Below are 15,170 nucleotides of genomic sequence, written 5' to 3'. Positions count from 1 at the left end.
ATCGAGCGTGGGGGCGACCGCGACGATGGTCGCCGCCGCCCGGGCGCTGGCCAGCCGGGACTCCGAGCCGCTGATCGACGATCCCTTCGCCGATCCGCTGGTGCGTGCGGTCGGCATCGACTTCTTCACCCGGCTGCTCGACGGCGGCATCCCCGGGGCCGAGACATACGAGAAGGCCGAACAAGACCTGCAGCTGGAAACCGATTCGATGGCGGTGCGGACCCGGTTTTTCGACGACTTCTTCGTTGACGCCGGCCGGGCCGGACTGCAGCAGGCGGTGATCCTGGCCGCGGGCCTGGACTCGCGACCGTATCGGCTGCCCTGGCCGCCGGACACGGTGGTATACGAAGTCGACCAGCCCAAGGTCATCGAATTCAAGTCCGCCGCGCTGTCGGCGTTGGGTGCCGCGCCGACGGCACACCGCCGGACGGTGGCCATCGACCTGCGCGACGACTGGCCGGCAGCCCTGCGGCGCAACGGGTTCGACGACACGAAGCCGGCGTCCTGGAGCGCAGAAGGTCTGCTGATGTACCTGCCGCCGGAAGCGCAGGACCGGCTGTTCGACAACATCACCGCGCTCAGCGCTCCGGGCAGCAGGCTGGCCACCGAATACCACCCCGAATCCGGCCCGACGTGGGCCGAACGCGGCCGGGCGATGAATCCAGCGGTGGGCCAATCTCGGCTGCGACATCGACTTGTCCGGATTGTTCTACGAGGGCGTGCGTAGCAACGTCGTCGACTATCTGACCGACCGCGGCTGGGACGTGACCACCCGCTCCCGGCGGGAGATGTTCGCCGATTACGGCCTGACGTTTCCCGATGACGACGAAACGGCGCCGGCCCGCAACGTGGTCGCGGTGACCGCAACCCTTCGATAGGAGCCACCACCGACTAGTTTCGGTCAGCCAGCTCCAGAAACCGGTGGTAACGCTCGTCGGCGGCACCGGCCCACGCCGGATCGGGTTCGACGACGCGCTCGACCCTGGCCCACCGGGCGGCGTCGGCCACCGACGACTCCAGGCCGACGGCCAGCCGGGCCAGGAACGCCGCGCCCAGCGCCGCCCCTTCGGCGACCGCCGACACCTGCACCGGGCGGCCGGTGGCGTCGGCGACGGCCTGCATCCACGATCCGTCCCGGGTTCCGCCGCCGGCGGCCACGATGCGCTCGACCGGCGCTGCGCTCAGTTCGACGAGCCGGCGGACGACGAAGCCGGACGCTTCGTAGGCGGCCCGGCGCAGCGTGGCGGCGTCGTGGGTGAGGTCCAGCCCGGCGACCAGTGCGCGGCGGTCAGGGTCGTGGCAGGGGGTACGCTCGCCGCGCACGGAGGGCGACCACACCGGCACCCGCCGCGGATCCGCCGCCGCGGGGTCGCCCGGCGCCAGCAGCCGGTCCACCCAGCCCAGGAACAACCCGCCGGCGTTGCTGGCGCCGCCGGTCTGGAACTTCCCGGCCACCGTGTGCGGGATGGTCCACAGACCGGGCAGCTGCCGGAACTCGGGGATCGTCGTCCACACGATCAGCGTGGTGCCGCACAGCACCAGCACGTCGCCGTCGTGACCGGCGCCGGCCACCAGCTGTTCGCACAGCGCGTCGATCCCGCCGACCGCCAGCACGGTGTCACCGCCGCGCACCCGGCCGGCCACCGTCCCCGGATCCTGCACCCGCGGCATCTGGTCGACCGTCGCACCGCGGTCGCCGCACACGTCGGCGCTCCAGCCGGTGCCGTCGAATAGCGGAACGCTGGTGTAGGCGGTCGCAGAGTCGATCACCGCGTCGCCGGCCAGCGCGTGATTAGCCACAGCTGCCGCCGGCCAGTATCCGGCCGCGCCGGGTGCCCGGGCGGCCGTCCAGCGCAGGAATTCCGCGGTCTCGCCGGTCGGCGGCAGCGGTTGGTCGGGTGCGGCCGGAACCCGCCCCCGGGCGTCCCCGTAGAGCAGCCCGGGCGTGACGGGCCGGCCGGCGGTGTCGACGGCAGTCAGCGACGGCACCATCGCCGACACCGCCACCGCGGCGGCGTCGGGGCGGTTCAGCTGGGCCAGCGCCGCCAGCGGTCCCCGCCGCCAGGCCTGGTCGGCGTCGTGCTCCAGCCGGTCCGGGGCCGGCACCCGCAATCGGTGCGGATTCCGGGTGCGTGTCACCACCTGCCCGTCGGCGTCGGCGGCCACCGCTTTGACCGCGGTGCTGCCGACGTCGATGCCGATTGTCAGCTCGCTGCGTGACACGGGCGTCAACCTACGCCAGCATTGGCAGTCGTGATGCGTGCTTTGGTGACGGCCCCGCTGCGGGGCGAGGGGTTCGACCGGTTGCACCGGCTTTTCGACGTGGTCTACGACCCGTGGATCGACCAGCGCCCGCTGCGGATCTACACCCCCGAGCAGCTGGCGGAGCGGACTTCCGCCGAAGGTGCCGATGTCGTTGTGGTGGAAAGCGACGCGGTCGCCGGCCCGGTGTTCGGGCTCGGGTTGCGGGCGATCGCCGCCACCCGCGGGGACCCCACCAACGTCGACGTCGCCGGCGCCACCGCCGCCGGCATCCCGGTGCTGCACACCCCGGGCCGCAACGCCGACGCGGTCGCCGAGATGACGCTGGCGCTGCTGTTCGCCGCCACCCGGCATGTGCTGGGCGCCGACGCCGACGTGCGGGCCGGGCAGGTGTTCCGCGACGGAACCATTCCCTATCAGCGGTTCCGGGCCGCCGAGTTGGCCGGGTTGACGGCCGGGTTGATCGGTCTCGGCGCTGTGGGCCGGGCCGTGCGGTGGCGGCTGGCCGGGCTGGGCCTGCGGGTGATCGCCTGCGACCCGTACAACGACGACGCCGCACACGGCCTCGACGAGCTGCTCGCCGAGGCCGACGTCGTTTCGCTGCACGCCCCGGTCACCGACGCCACCGCCGGCATGATCGGCGCGGAGCAGTTCGCCGGGATGCGCGACGGCGTGGTGTTCCTCAACACCGCGCGGGCGCAGCTGCATGACACCGACGCGCTGGTCGACGCGCTGCGCGGCGGCAAGGTCGCCGCCGCCGGGCTGGACCATTTCGTCGGGGAGTGGCTGCCGGCCGATCACCCGCTGGTGGCGATGCCCAACGTGGTGCTCACGCCACATATCGGCGGCGCCACCTGGAACACTGAGGCGCGGCAGGCGCAGATGGTCGCCGACGACCTGGACGCGCTGCTCGCCGGCCGCAGGCCGGCCCACATCGTCAACCCGGAGGTGTTGTCCAGATGAGATTCGTCGACGACCCGGAGGCCGCGGTGCTGGCGGCGGCCAAGGACATGCTGCGCCGCGGCCTGGTCGAGGGAACGGCGGGCAACATCTCGGCCCGCTGCCAGGACGGCAACCTCGTCGTCACCCCGTCGTCGGTGGACTATGCCGTGATGACGCTCGACGACCTGGTGCTGGTCGACCCCGACGGCGCGGTGCTCCGGGCCGGCGAGGGCCGCTCGCCGTCGACGGAGATGAAGTTGCACCTGGCGTGCTACCGGGCATTCGACGACATCGGCGCCGTCATCCACAGCCACCCGGTGTGGGCCACCATGTTCGCCGTTGCCCACCAACCGATTCCGGCGTGTGTCGACGAGTTCGCGGTGTATTGCGGAGGCGACGTGCGCTGCGCCGACTACGCGGCGTCGGGCACGCCGGAGGTGGGTGCCAATGCGGTTGCGGCCCTGCAAGGCCGGGCGGCCGCACTGGTCGCCAACCACGGCCTGGTTGCGGTCGGGCCGCGACCGGACAAGGTGCTGCACGTCACCGCGCTGGTCGAGCGCACCGCCCAGATCATCTGGGGTGCAAAGGTTCTCGGCGGTGCGGTACCTGTTCCCGACGAGGTCAACGCCGGCTTCGCCGGCATTTACACCTATCTGCGGGCGAACCCGATGTAACTACTCTGCAGCGGACTCGAGCAACCGCAAGCCCCGTACCCGGTTGAAGTGCTTGCGGTTTCGTGTCGCGCGGGGTAGGTCGAAATTCAGGCAGATGCCCGCCTGCAGACAGTCAGCCAGACCGATCTCCTGACCGGCTCCGCGCAGTGTCGCAGCGACGTCGCCCGCGCGAAGCGCACTCCGGGAGTCGAGCGGGAAGGTTCGCGAGCGCATCAGGCGGAGAATGTCCTCGCGGCGCGCCAGGAAGTCTGTGCCGACGCGCAACTCGAACGCGGTTACCGCGGTGACACGCAGGCGGTGGCTGACGATCAATTCGCGGACCAGCGGTGCTCCGGAGCCCATGCCGCGGAGAAAATCGATCACCAGGTCGGTGTCGATGACTACGGGGTTCGCCACGTGGCTTTCGCGGCGGTGACGCGCGAACGCACCTCGTGCGCGTCGGCATCGCTGAGCACGCCCTCAAGCCCCAACAGGGTGTCCACTTCGTCGGTGTCCATGCTCGCGAGATATCCATCCAGCGCTTCCTGGACGAGCGTGGAGAAGCCCCGTACCCCGCGGCGCTGGGCAATCGCGCTCAGCGCGCGGTGCTGCTCGTCGGTGATTTCCACCGTGGTCCGCATGCATGCATGTTAACGCATGTACAACCAGGCATGTCGCCGGTCGCCATGCACAGCGGCTCTCGTGACGACGATGCTCGATGATGTTCCCGGGCGCTTTGTCATGGTGCGCTGCTGGATAATCCGGCTGTAGCTGATCCGCTGTCAGCGACTGCACGAGCACACCGCGCAGCCGGTGCGCGCAGGTCGGTTGTCGGCGACGGCGGCAGGTGCGGACTCTACGGCCGCCTCGTCCGCGCGCGCCGGCCGCTTCACCGCTGGTCGAAGGCCACCTTGACCGCACCGGTCCGGCCCTGGTCGGCCAGGGCTGAGAAGGCTTCCCGCCACTGCTGCAGGCCGAACGTGTGAGTCAGCATGGGCCGCAGGTCGATCCGGCCGTCGACTGCCAAGTCGAGGTAGTGGGCGATCGCGTGTTTGCGCACCCCGTCGACCTCCTCGACACCGAAGGCGTTGGAGCCGACCCAGTTGATCTCCTTGGCATACAACGGGCTCCACTCCCAGCGGCCCGGTGCATGGACACCGGCCTTCACCAGCGTCCCCCTGGCGCGCAATACCCGCACCCCGACTTCGAAGGTCTCGGGCTTGCCGACGGTGTCGTAGACCACGTCGAGCGCGCCGGGATGGGCCATCGGCAGGCCTTGCAGCGGCTGGCGCAACCGGCCGCCACCCCAGGCCACCAGCTCTTCGATGATGGCCAGCCGCGGCTCGTGCGCCAGCACGACGGCGGCGCCGAACCGGCGGGCCAGCTCGGCCTGGGCCGCGAACCGCGCCACCACCGCGATCGCCACGTCCGGATAAAGTGCCCGCAGGATCGCGACTGCGCACAGGCCTAGCGAACCGGCGCCGTAGACCAGGACCCGGCCCGACCGGGGCGGGGGGTGCCGGGTAACCGCGTGCAGCGACACCGAAAACGGGTCGGCGAACACGGCCAGCTCGTCGGGCACCGAGTCCGGGACCGCGAACAGCATGCTGTCGTGGGCGGGCATCAGCTCGGCGTAGCCGCCGGTGGCGTCGGAGGACACCCCGCTGTGGATGCCCGGGCTGAGCTGGCCGTCGGCGAAGCTCCAACACAGGCTGTAGTCACCGTTTTCGCAGGCGGGACAACGCGGTTGGATGCCGCGCGGAGCGCATGACAGCCACGGGTTGAGCACCACCCGCTGCCCGACCTCCAGCCCGCGCGCCGCGGACCCCATGGCCACCACGTCGGCGACCACCTCGTGACCCATCACTTGCGGAAACGAGCAGAAGGCTGCCATCGCGTTGTCGACGTCACCTTCGCCGAAGTCGAGCAGGATCTGCTTGGAATCCGACCCGCAGATGCCGGTCAGCCGCGGCCGGGTGATCACCCAGTCAGCACGCGGCAGCGTGGGGTCCGGGACGTCACGCAGCGCCGTGGGGGTTCGGGCCAGGTTGCGGGTCAAGTCGTTGGCGCCGGCGGGAACCTCGAACGGCTCCGGCGGCACTCCGTAGACCAGGGCCTTCATCGGCCGCCGGCCATCGCTGCCGCGCCGGCGATGAACGCGTCGATATCGGCGTTCTTGGCGTCGACTATGTTCTTCAGGGCCATCAGCTCGGGCAGGTAGTGCTCGAAACGGTCGCTGCCCAGGGCGGCGACGATCCCGTCGGCCACCTGGGCGGCCGGCACTTTCGGTCCGCTGTAGAGCGGTGTCTCGCTGCCGGGCTGGTCCCAGATCTCGGTGTCCACCGGCCCTGGCTGGATCAGCTTCACGGCGACTCCGGTGCCGTGCAGGTCGACCGCCAGCGATTCGCTCCAGCCGCACAACGCGAATTTGCTTGCGCAGTAGGCGGTTTCATGGACGATCCCGAGCCGACCGCCGACACTCGACACGTTGACGATTATGCCCGAGCCGCGCTGCAGCATCCTCGGCAGCACTGCCAGCGTCAAGCGCATCGGTGCGAAGAAGTTGACCCGCATCACCGTCTCCACCTCGGCCGGATCCAGCGCGCTGACTACCCGGCGCTTGGGCGTCGCCGCGTTGTTCACCAGGACGTCGATGCCGCCGAGCTCGTCCCACGCCCGGGCGGCCAGCGCCGCGATCGCCGCGCTGTCGGCCAGGTCGGCCACCCACATCGTCGACGCCGGCGAAGCCCTGCGGCAGTCGGCCAGCACCTCGGCGAGCCGGTCCCGTCTGCGCGCGGTCAGCCCCACCACCGCGCCGGCCTCGGCGAGCCGGCGGGCCAGCGCCGCGCCCACGCCGGACGACGCCCCGGTGATCAACACCCGCCGGCCTGCCGTGCAGTACGTCACCGCTCAAGAGTGCCGCGAGTGTCGGCGTCTGACCCGGCTTTGGCGAAACACGGCCCCGGCAGCGTGCACCGGGATAGTTGTTATACTATCTAAGTAACAGTGGTCGAGATTTCGGGAAAAGGGGGACATCATGGCACGCACAGACGACGACAGCTGGGACCTCGCCTCCAGCGTCGGCGCGACCGCCACCATGGTCGCCGCCGCCCGCGCGGTAGCAACCCGGGCCGACCGCCCGCTGTTCGACGACCCGTTCGCCGAGCCGCTGGTCCGGGCCGTGGGTATCGACCTGTTCACCCGGCTGGCCACCGGCGAGCTGACCGCCGCCGACCTCGACGACGACACCGGGCCGGGCCGGGCCGGCATGAGCCGGATGACCGACACCATGGCGGTGCGCACCAAGTTCTTCGACGACTTCTTCATCCAGGCCGCCGAGGCCGGCGTCGCCCAAGCCGTGATCCTGGCGTCCGGGCTGGACTCGCGCGCCTACCGGCTGCCGTGGCCGGACGGCACCACGGTGTACGAGATCGACCAGCCAAGCGTCATCGACTTCAAGTCGCGTGCATTGGCCGACCTCGGCGCCACCCCCACCGCCAACCGCCGACCGGTCGCCGTCGATCTGCGCGACGACTGGCCGGCCGCGTTGCGCGCAGCAGGTTTCGACCCGGGTCAGCCGACGGCGTGGAGCGCCGAGGGGCTGTTGGGCTACCTGCCGCCGGAGGCGCAGGACCGCCTGCTCGACACCGTCACCGAGCTCAGCGCGCCCGGCAGCCGGTTCGCCACCGAAAGCGCGCCCGACCGGGATCCCGCCACCGAGCAGCGGATCAAGGAACGCATGAAAGCCATCTCCACGCGTTGGCGCGACCACGGCCTCGATCTCGACATGACCGCGCTCATCTACTTCGGCGACCGCAACGAGGCAGCGCCGTACCTGTCCGAACGCGGTTGGCAGATGAGCGGTAGCAGCATCCGAGAGCTGTTCGCGGCCAACGGCCTTGCGCCGGTCGACGACGACTTCCCCTTCGCTGACCGGCTGTACGTCAGCGGCACATTGACAGACGAATTGACCGATGAGAGGAGTACTCGATGACGAACATCGAATCCGGGCGATCCGACGGAGACACCTGGGGTCCGGCGTCGAGCGTGGGAGCGACCGCGACCATGGTCGCGGTTTCGCGGGCACTGGCGTCGCAGGGACCCGATGCGCTGCTGCACGATCCGCTGGCCGATCCCCTGGTGCGTGCCGTCGGCGTGCCGCCGTTCATCCGGATGCTCGACGGCGAGGTCACCGTCGACGACGACCCGCTGCTGCGCCCGCAGGCGATGAACGAGCAGATCGCCGTCCGCACAAGGTTCTTCGACGACTTCTTCCGCGCGGCGACCGACGCCGGCATCCGTCAGGCGGTGATCTTGGCGTCCGGGCTGGACACCAGGGCCTACCGGTTGCCGTGGCCGGCGGACACGGTGGTCTACGAGATCGACCAGCCGCAGGTCATCGACTTCAAAACGCGGACCCTGGCCGACCTCGGCGCCGACCCGGCGGCGGACCGTCGCCCGGTCGCCGTCGACCTGCGCGACGACTGGCCGAACGCGTTGCGTGCCGCCGGTTTCGACCCGGCCCGCCCGGCCGCGTGGAGTGCCGAGGGGTTGTTGCCGTACCTGCCCCCGGAAGCCCAGGACCGGTTGTTCGACAACGTCACCGCGCTCAGCGCGCCGGGCAGCCGGATCGCCACCGAACATCTTCCCGACCCCAGCGCCTTCACCGCGGAACGTGCCCGCCAACTCAGCCAGCGATGGAGCCGGTTGGGCTTCGAGCTCAACATGGCCGACCTGTTCTATCCCGGCGAACGCAGCACGGTCGCCGAGTACCTGAGCACGCACGGCTGGCAAGTCACCGCCAGCGCGGCCCGTGAGCTTTACGCGCACAACGGTTTTGAATTCCCCGATGACGAGATGATGGCCGCATTCGGCGAGATGAGCTATGTCAGCGCCACCCTCGGCTAAAGGCGGGGCTCCCCCAACCACAGCGCGCTGGCACCGGTCAACGTTCGCTCAGCCTGTTCGATGAGCCCGGCCACCGACCGAACCATCAACGCACCCAACGCATCCGCCACCGTCGTCGCAGCAGGCTGCGACGACGGACGGGGCCGAAGAAACTCCCGCAACGACATACCCGGATAACCGACCAGGCGAACGTCGGCGTCCTCGTCGAGGCCGGCCAGCACCTTCGCCCGTCGCAGCGCCGCACCCAGCCCGCCGAGCGAGTCGACCAGGCCGCGCTCGAGCGCGTCCGCACCGGTCCACACCCGGCCCCGGGCCACCTCGTCGACGGCCTGCAGGCTCATGGCGCGGCCGTCGGCGACCCGCGCCACGAAATCGCGGTAGAACAGGTCCGCCTCGGCTTCGACCTGGGCCTGCTGGTCCGGGGTGAACCGCGCATTGATCGACCACGCATCGGCATTGGCGTTGGTACGCACCGCATCCGATCCAACCCCGAGCCGGTCTTTCAGATCCCGGGCCACCAGCTTGCCGGTCACCACGCCGATCGACCCGGTGATCGTGCCCGGGTTGGCGACGATGACGTCGGCCGCCGTGGTGATGTAGTAACCCCCGGAGGCGGCGACGGCGCCCATCGACGCCACCACCGGCTTGCCGTGCCGGCGCGCAGCGGTCACCGCGCGCCAGATGGTTTCCGATGCGGTCACCAGCCCGCCCGGGCTGTCGACCCGCAGCACGATCGCCGACACCGAGTCGTCGGCGGCGGCCTCCCGCAGCGCCGCAGCGATGGTGTCCCCGCCCGCGCTGGGCGAGCCGAACGGAAGGCCCCGGGGCGCGCCGCGGCCGCTGACGATAGGCCCGGCCACCGTGACCACGGCGATGGACGGTTTGGGCTTGCGGCCGGGAAGCGGCGGCGATGGCGGCGCCGCCCGCGGCGCGCAGGCACGGGCATAACGCGTCAAATACAGCCGCGGCGGCGCACCGTCGGTGTCCGCATCACCTGAGTCCGGCGAAACCCCTTCGGCACCAGTCAGTTCCGCTATACGCGCATAGGCCTCGTCGCGGAAGCCGATCCGATCGATCAGCCCCGACGCGAGCGCGTCGTCGCGCAGCAATGGCGCCCGGTCGGCCAGCGCGTCGACGGTTTCGACGTCGATGCCACGCGATTCGGCCACCGCCTGCCACACCTGCGCGTGCAGGCTCTGCAGCAGCCGGTGATCCGCCTCGCGATGCGCGTCGGTGTACCGGTCCTGGGTGAACAGATTTGCCGCCGACTTGTACTCGCCGCGCGCGACGAACTGTGCCTCGATACCCGCCTTGTCAAGAGCGTCATGCAGGAACAGCGCGTTGGTGGCGAAGCCGATCAGCCCGACGGTTCCCGACGGCTGCATCCACAGCTCGCCGAACGCCGACGCCAGGTAGTACGACATCGTGCCCGGGTAGGTCTCCGCCCACGCCAGTGACGGCTTCGCCGCGGTGAAGGCGGCGACAGCATCCCGCAGCTCCTGAACCGGGCCCGCGGCCGCCGCCGAAAGCTGCACCCGGGCGATCAGCCCGGCGACCCGTTTGTCGTCGGCGGCCCGGGCGATGGCGGCCACTGTTTCCCGCAGAGTCAGCGGCCGGCCCCCGCCGCTGATGATTGCCAGCGGATCGAACCCGCTTGTCTCCGGCGGAAGGGAGTGCAGATCGAGTTCGAGCACGCAGCCACCCGGCACGCCGTGGTGACGGGCGGTGTCGGCGCGGCGGGCCAACGCGCGCACCTGATCGGCGCCGGGAATACCCGGCAGGAAAGCGAACATGAGTCGAGACTACCCGCGGCCCATGCGGCGAAACGTCTTACAGCTCGGTGGCCGAACCCCCGGCGGCGGTGATCTTCTCCCGCGCGCTGGCGCTGAACTTGTGCGCGCTGACGTCCACCTTCACGGTCAGCTTGCCGTCTGCGAGCACCTTGACCAACGAATTCTTGCGAACCGCACCCTTGGCCACCAGGTCGTCGACTCCGATCGAACCGCCTTGCGGGAACAGTCGATTGATGTCGCCGACGTTGACGATCTCGTATTCGGTGCGGAACCGGTTGCGGAAGCCCTTCAGCTTGGGCAACCGCATGTGGATCGGCATCTGCCCGCCCTCGAAGGTCGCCGGGACCTTCTTGCGGGCCTTGGTGCCCTTGGTGCCGCGGCCGGCGGTCTTGCCTTTGGAGCCTTCGCCGCGGCCGACCCGGGTGCGTTGAGTCTTCGACCCCGGCGCGGGCCGCAGGTCGTGGAGTTTGATGGTCACTTGTCAGCCTCCGCGGGTTGTACTTCGACGAGGTGGCGCACGACGGCGATCAGCCCGAGGGTCTGCGCGTCGTCCTCGCGCATCACCGACTGCCGGATCCGCCGCAATCCGAGCGTGCGCAAGCTCTCCCGCTGCTTCCACCGGGCGCCGATCGTGCTGCGCACCTGGGTGATCTTCAACTGTCCCATGGTTATCCGGTTCCTTCGCGCGTGGCCGCAGCAGCCAGCGTCTCGCTTTCCCGACGGGCGCGCAGCATGCCCGCCGGCGCGACATCCTCAATCGGCAGGCCGCGGCGGGCGGCCACCTCCTCGGGCCGCTGCAGCAGCTTGAGCGCGGCCACCGTGGCATGCACCACGTTGATCGCGTTGTCGCTGCCCAGCGACTTGGCCAGAATGTCGCGCACGCCAGCGCATTCCAGCACCGCGCGGGCTGCGCCGCCGGCGATCACTCCGGTACCGGGACTGGCCGGGCGCAACAGCACCACGCCGGCCGCGGCCTCGCCCTGCACCGGGTGGGTGATCGTGCCGCCGATCAGCGGCACCCGGAAGAAGTTCTTGCGCGCCTCCTCAACGCCTTTGGCGATCGCGGCCGGGACCTCCTTGGCCTTGCCGTATCCGACTCCGACCATCCCGCTGCCGTCACCCACGATGACCAACGCGGTGAAACTGAAGCGGCGACCACCCTTGACGACTTTGGACACGCGGTTGATCGTCACCACCCGTTCCAGGTGGGTGCTTTTGTCCCCGTCGCGGTCGCGGCCGCGGCCGCCGTCACGACGGCCGCGGCTGTCACGGGTGTCGCGGCCCTCGCCCGCACCGCGCGCGTCAGCGGCGCCCTGCGCGGTCGTCCTCGCCGGTTGCTCCGCCATCATGCGGTCCTTCCGTTGTCGCGGCTCGTCATCAGAATTCCAACCCGCTCTCCCGGGCGGCATCGGCCAGTGCGGCAATCCGCCCGCCGTAGGTGTAGCCGCCCCGGTCGAACACGACGGTGTCGATCCCGGCGGCCTTGGCCCGCTCGGCGATCAGTTGGCCGACCCGCACACTGCGCGCCTTCTTGTCGCCTTCGGTGCCCCGCACATCGGTCTCGATCGATGACGCGGCGGCCAGTGTGGTGCCGGTCAGGTCGTTGATCAGCTGCACGTGGATGTGCCGCGCCGAGCGGTGCACCACCAACCGTGGCCGCTCCGCGGTGCCGGACACCTTCTTGCGCAGTCGGGCGTGCCTGCGTAGCCGGGCTGACCGGCGAGCAGCGGATACACTGTGCTCCAATGGCTTTCGCGGAGCCGCGTCAGCTTGTGATTGCGCCATGACTACTTACCTGTCTTTCCGACCTTGCGGCGGATCTGCTCGCCTTCGTAGCGCACGCCCTTGCCCTTGTAGGGGTCGGGACGGCGCAGGCGACGGATGTTCGCCGAGATCTGGCCGACCTGCTGCTTGTCGATCCCCGAGATCGAGAACTTCGTCGGCGTCTCCACCGCGAACGTGATGCCCTCCGGCGCTTCGACCACCACAGGATGGCTGTAGCCCAGCGCGAACTCCAGGTTGGACCCTTTGAGCTGCACGCGGTAGCCGACGCCGAAGATCTCCATCTTGGTGGTGTAGCCCTGCGTCACGCCGGTGACCAGGTTGGACACCAGCGTGCGTGACAGTCCGTGCAACGACCGGCTGCGTCGCTCGTCGTCGGGGCGCGTCACCACGATCGCGCCGTCGTCGCCCAGCGACACGCTGATCGGCTCGGCGACCGTGAGCGCCAGACTTCCCCTGGGGCCTTTCACCGACACGTCCTGCCCGGCGATGGTCACGTCGACGCCGGCGGGAACGGGGATCGGCTGTTTACCAATACGCGACATCTTTGTTCAGGCTTCCTCTTCGGTTACCACACGTAGGCCAGGACTTCGCCGCCCACGCCCTGCCGGGCAGCCTGACGGTCGGTGAGCAGACCCGAAGACGTCGAGATGATCGCCACGCCCAGGCCGCCGAGGACGCGCGGCAGGTTGCTGGATTTCGCGTAGACCCGCAAGCCCGGCTTGGATATCCGGCGCAGGCCGGCGAGGCTGCGCTCGCGGTTGGGCCCGTATTTGAGCTGCACGACCAGCGCCTTGCCGACCCGGGCCTCCTCGACGCGGTAGCCGCTGATGTAGCCCTCCCGCTTGAGGATCTCGGCGATGTTGGCCTTGATCTTCGAATGCGGCAGCGTCACCTCGTCGTGGTACGCCGAGTTGGCGTTACGCACACGGGTCAAGAAGTCTGCGATCGGGTCCGTCATCGTCATGAGCGCTGCTCCTCTCCCCCGCACGCGGGACGTCCCCCCGCGTCGCCGCGCTCAACGTCGTCGACATCGCTTGTCATGACAGCTGTGTCACCTTCCTCGCAGTGGTTCCCGCCCAGGACATTCCCCTGAGGGGCCTACCGCGCCTCACCAACTGCTCTTCTGCACGCCGGGCAGCTCGCCGGCGTGCGCCATCTCGCGCAGGCAGATTCGGCACAGCCCGAACTTGCGGAACACCGCACGTGGGCGGCCGCACCTGTTGCAGCGGGTGTAGGCGCGCACCGCGAACTTCGGTTTGCGCTTCGCCTTGTTGACCAGTGCCTTCTTCGCCATCTGCTCAGTTCTCCTTGAACGGAAAGCCGAGTGCCCGCAACAGCGCCCGTCCTTCGTCGTCGCTCGTCGCCGACGTGACGACGGTGATGTCCATGCCGCGGGTGCGGTCGATCTCGTCCACGTCGATCTCGTGGAACACCGACTGCTCGTTCAGCCCGAAGGTGTAGTTGCCCGACCCGTCGAACTGCTTGGGCGACAACCCACGGAAGTCGCGGATACGCGGCAGCGCGATCGTGATGAGCCGGTCCAGGAATTCCCACATCCCGTCACCACGCAGCGTCACCCGCGCGCCGATCGGCATACCCTCACGCAGCTTGAACTGCGCGATGGACTTCCGTGCCTTGCGGATCTCAGGCTTTTGGCCGGTGATCAAGGCCAGATCGTTGACCGCACCGTTGATCAGCTTGCCGTCGCGGGCGGCCTCGCCGACACCCATGTTGACGACGACCTTCTGCACGGTGGGGATCTGCATGATGTTGCGGTACTTGAACTCCTGGTTCAGCGCATCCCGAATCTCCTGTCGGTAGCGCTCTTTCAGCCGTGGCTGGATCTTGGCAGGGCTCTCGGTGGTTGTCATCGCCTCAGACCTCCTCGCCGTTGCGCTTGGAGATGCGAGCTTTTTTGCCGGTCTCCTCGTCGAACCGATAGCCGACGCGCGCGGGCTTACCGTCGGAGTCAACCAGCATCACGTTGGAGACGTGGATCGGGGCTTCCTGGGTGACGATGCCGCCAGAGCGGGAACCGCGCTGATTCGTGGAGATCGGGGTGTGCTTCTTGATCCGGTTGACGCCCTCGACGAGGATCTTGTTGCGGGCCGGATAGGCCTGCAGGACCTTACCTTTGGCGCCTTTGTCTTTGCCCGAGATGACCAGCACTGTGTCGCCTTTGCGGACCTTCACCTACAGCACCTCCGGAGCCAGCGAGACGATCTTCATGAAGCGCTTTTCCCGCAACTCACGGCCGACCGGACCGAAGATGCGGGTGCCGCGCGGGTCGTTGTCGGGCTTGATGATGACGGCCGCGTTCTCGTCGAACTTGATGTAGCTGCCGTCGGCGCGACGACGCTCCTTGACGGTGCGAACCACAACCGCCTTGACGACGTCACCGCGTTTGACGTTGCCGCCGGGAATGGCGTCCTTGACCGTCGCCACGATGACGTCACCGATCCCAGCGTAACGTCGCGACGAGCCGCCGAGCACGCGGATGCACAAGATCTCCTTGGCGCCGGTGTTGTCGGCCACCTTCAGCCGCGATTCCTGCTGAATCACCCGATCTCCTGCCCGTGCTTCGCGTGTGCACACCCGCGTGTCGACATCCCGGTGAGCGCTGCCTACCGGCGACCCTGGCGTGCGTGGTCTTCGTCACCGACGGACACGCGGGGCCGGCGCGGGCCGGCCGAGGTCTGCCCACGGCAACAGTCAAAGTCTAGGCGACGAGCAGCCCAGCGCCAAATTTCCGGCCTAGGGCGTGTCTCCCATATTTTTGGGTGTTGACCAGCCAGGATTGGCTGGTGACGCGGATTGGTGTGATTTC

General features: G+C 69.3%; 20 protein-coding genes and 1 pseudogene. 5 read left to right on the top strand and 16 right to left on the bottom strand.

Translation table 11 applies throughout. The features are described from left to right. Nucleotides 1-878: pseudogene (locus tag ABDW21_RS08145) on the top strand (class I SAM-dependent methyltransferase); the annotation flags it as partial. Nucleotides 879-891: 13 nt separating this feature from the next. On the opposite strand, the gene ABDW21_RS08140 reads toward ABDW21_RS08145, so the two are convergent. Continuing rightward, nucleotides 892-2,223, bottom strand: a complete 1,332-nt coding sequence (locus ABDW21_RS08140) for an FGGY-family carbohydrate kinase (RefSeq protein ID WP_343710288.1) — start codon at nucleotides 2,221-2,223, stop codon at nucleotides 892-894. A gap of 33 nt (nucleotides 2,224-2,256) precedes the next feature. On the opposite strand from ABDW21_RS08140, the gene ABDW21_RS08135 reads away from it, so the two are divergent. After that, on the top strand, nucleotides 2,257-3,225 hold the full coding sequence (locus ABDW21_RS08135; RefSeq protein ID WP_343710293.1) for an NAD(P)-dependent oxidoreductase: 969 nt from the start codon (nucleotides 2,257-2,259) through the stop codon (nucleotides 3,223-3,225). Then, nucleotides 3,222-3,878 carry an L-fuculose-phosphate aldolase gene (locus ABDW21_RS08130; protein ID WP_343602132.1) on the top strand — a complete coding sequence of 219 codons (657 nt, stop codon included), beginning with the start codon at nucleotides 3,222-3,224 and terminating at the stop codon, nucleotides 3,876-3,878. Before ABDW21_RS08135 ends, ABDW21_RS08130 begins: the two co-directional genes overlap by 4 nt. On the opposite strand, the gene ABDW21_RS08125 is transcribed toward ABDW21_RS08130, so the two are convergent. The 4 genes from ABDW21_RS08125 to ABDW21_RS08110 all read right to left on the bottom strand — a co-directional run bounded on the left by ABDW21_RS08125 (nucleotide 3,879) and on the right by ABDW21_RS08110 (nucleotide 6,764). Next, nucleotides 3,879-4,274 carry a type II toxin-antitoxin system VapC family toxin gene (locus ABDW21_RS08125; RefSeq protein ID WP_343710287.1) on the bottom strand — a complete coding sequence of 132 codons (396 nt, stop codon included), beginning with the start codon at nucleotides 4,272-4,274 and terminating at the stop codon, nucleotides 3,879-3,881. After that, nucleotides 4,259-4,498 (bottom strand): hypothetical protein, encoded by a 240-nt coding sequence (locus tag ABDW21_RS08120; protein ID WP_343602128.1) that lies wholly within the window; start codon nucleotides 4,496-4,498, stop codon nucleotides 4,259-4,261. The genes ABDW21_RS08125 and ABDW21_RS08120 overlap by 16 nt, the downstream gene beginning before the upstream one ends. 248 nt (nucleotides 4,499-4,746) lie before the next feature. Further along, nucleotides 4,747-5,979 (bottom strand): zinc-binding dehydrogenase, encoded by a 1,233-nt coding sequence (locus ABDW21_RS08115; RefSeq protein WP_343710286.1) that lies wholly within the window; start codon nucleotides 5,977-5,979, stop codon nucleotides 4,747-4,749. After that, nucleotides 5,976-6,764, bottom strand: coding sequence for an SDR family NAD(P)-dependent oxidoreductase (locus ABDW21_RS08110; RefSeq protein ID WP_343710285.1), 789 nt, complete (start codon nucleotides 6,762-6,764; stop codon nucleotides 5,976-5,978). The genes ABDW21_RS08115 and ABDW21_RS08110 overlap by 4 nt, the downstream gene beginning before the upstream one ends. Nucleotides 6,765-6,894: 130 nt before the next feature. On the opposite strand from ABDW21_RS08110, the gene ABDW21_RS08105 reads away from it, so the two are divergent. Both ABDW21_RS08105 and ABDW21_RS08100 read left to right on the top strand, forming a co-directional pair. Further along, complete coding sequence (locus ABDW21_RS08105) at nucleotides 6,895-7,851, top strand: class I SAM-dependent methyltransferase (RefSeq protein ID WP_343710284.1); 957 nt, start codon at nucleotides 6,895-6,897, stop codon at nucleotides 7,849-7,851. After that, the gene (locus ABDW21_RS08100) at nucleotides 7,848-8,765 is read left to right on the top strand and encodes a class I SAM-dependent methyltransferase (RefSeq protein WP_343602120.1); all 918 of its coding nucleotides are present in this window, start codon (nucleotides 7,848-7,850) and stop codon (nucleotides 8,763-8,765) included. The genes ABDW21_RS08105 and ABDW21_RS08100 overlap by 4 nt, the downstream gene beginning before the upstream one ends. On the opposite strand, the gene sppA is transcribed toward ABDW21_RS08100, so the two are convergent. From sppA to rplN, 11 genes are all read right to left on the bottom strand, one after another. After that, nucleotides 8,762-10,558 carry a signal peptide peptidase SppA gene (sppA, locus tag ABDW21_RS08095; RefSeq protein ID WP_343602118.1) on the bottom strand — a complete coding sequence of 599 codons (1,797 nt, stop codon included), beginning with the start codon at nucleotides 10,556-10,558 and terminating at the stop codon, nucleotides 8,762-8,764. The two genes, ABDW21_RS08100 and sppA, sit on opposite strands and share 4 nt — an antisense overlap. A gap of 37 nt (nucleotides 10,559-10,595) precedes the next feature. After that, nucleotides 10,596-11,036 (bottom strand): 50S ribosomal protein L15, encoded by a 441-nt coding sequence (rplO, locus tag ABDW21_RS08090; RefSeq protein ID WP_343602117.1) that lies wholly within the window; start codon nucleotides 11,034-11,036, stop codon nucleotides 10,596-10,598. Next, entirely contained in the window at nucleotides 11,033-11,224 is a 192-nt protein-coding gene (gene rpmD / locus ABDW21_RS08085) for a 50S ribosomal protein L30 (RefSeq protein ID WP_343602116.1), read from the bottom strand. Before rpmD ends, rplO begins: the two co-directional genes overlap by 4 nt. 2 nt (nucleotides 11,225-11,226) lie before the next feature. Next, nucleotides 11,227-11,904: a 30S ribosomal protein S5 gene (gene rpsE, locus ABDW21_RS08080; RefSeq protein WP_343602114.1), complete on the bottom strand. Its 678-nt coding sequence runs from the start codon at nucleotides 11,902-11,904 to the stop codon at nucleotides 11,227-11,229. Nucleotides 11,905-11,935: 31 nt separating this feature from the next. Further along, nucleotides 11,936-12,304, bottom strand: a complete 369-nt coding sequence (gene rplR / locus ABDW21_RS08075; protein ID WP_343602112.1) for a 50S ribosomal protein L18 — start codon at nucleotides 12,302-12,304, stop codon at nucleotides 11,936-11,938. Between the two features lie 41 nt (nucleotides 12,305-12,345). Beyond that, on the bottom strand, nucleotides 12,346-12,885 hold the full coding sequence (gene rplF / locus ABDW21_RS08070) for a 50S ribosomal protein L6 (protein ID WP_343602110.1): 540 nt from the start codon (nucleotides 12,883-12,885) through the stop codon (nucleotides 12,346-12,348). Nucleotides 12,886-12,908: 23 nt separating this feature from the next. Next, the gene (gene rpsH, locus ABDW21_RS08065; RefSeq protein WP_343602108.1) at nucleotides 12,909-13,307 is read right to left on the bottom strand and encodes a 30S ribosomal protein S8; all 399 of its coding nucleotides are present in this window, start codon (nucleotides 13,305-13,307) and stop codon (nucleotides 12,909-12,911) included. Between the two features lie 144 nt (nucleotides 13,308-13,451). Then, on the bottom strand, nucleotides 13,452-13,637 hold the full coding sequence (locus tag ABDW21_RS08060; protein WP_343602106.1) for a type Z 30S ribosomal protein S14: 186 nt from the start codon (nucleotides 13,635-13,637) through the stop codon (nucleotides 13,452-13,454). Nucleotides 13,638-13,641: 4 nt separating this feature from the next. After that, on the bottom strand, nucleotides 13,642-14,214 hold the full coding sequence (gene rplE, locus ABDW21_RS08055; RefSeq protein WP_343710283.1) for a 50S ribosomal protein L5: 573 nt from the start codon (nucleotides 14,212-14,214) through the stop codon (nucleotides 13,642-13,644). Between the two features lie 4 nt (nucleotides 14,215-14,218). Next, nucleotides 14,219-14,536 (bottom strand): 50S ribosomal protein L24, encoded by a 318-nt coding sequence (gene rplX / locus ABDW21_RS08050; RefSeq protein WP_343602102.1) that lies wholly within the window; start codon nucleotides 14,534-14,536, stop codon nucleotides 14,219-14,221. Continuing rightward, the gene (rplN, locus tag ABDW21_RS08045) at nucleotides 14,537-14,905 is read right to left on the bottom strand and encodes a 50S ribosomal protein L14 (RefSeq protein WP_067091049.1); all 369 of its coding nucleotides are present in this window, start codon (nucleotides 14,903-14,905) and stop codon (nucleotides 14,537-14,539) included. It lies immediately after the preceding gene. Between the last annotated feature and the right edge of the window lie 265 nt (nucleotides 14,906-15,170).

The sequence above is a fragment of the Mycobacterium sp. genome, from assembly GCF_039583805.1.
Lineage (GTDB): Bacteria > Actinomycetota > Actinomycetes > Mycobacteriales > Mycobacteriaceae > Mycobacterium.
Note: the sequence above shows the minus strand (reverse complement) of the source record. Positions and strands in the feature narration are given on the sequence as shown.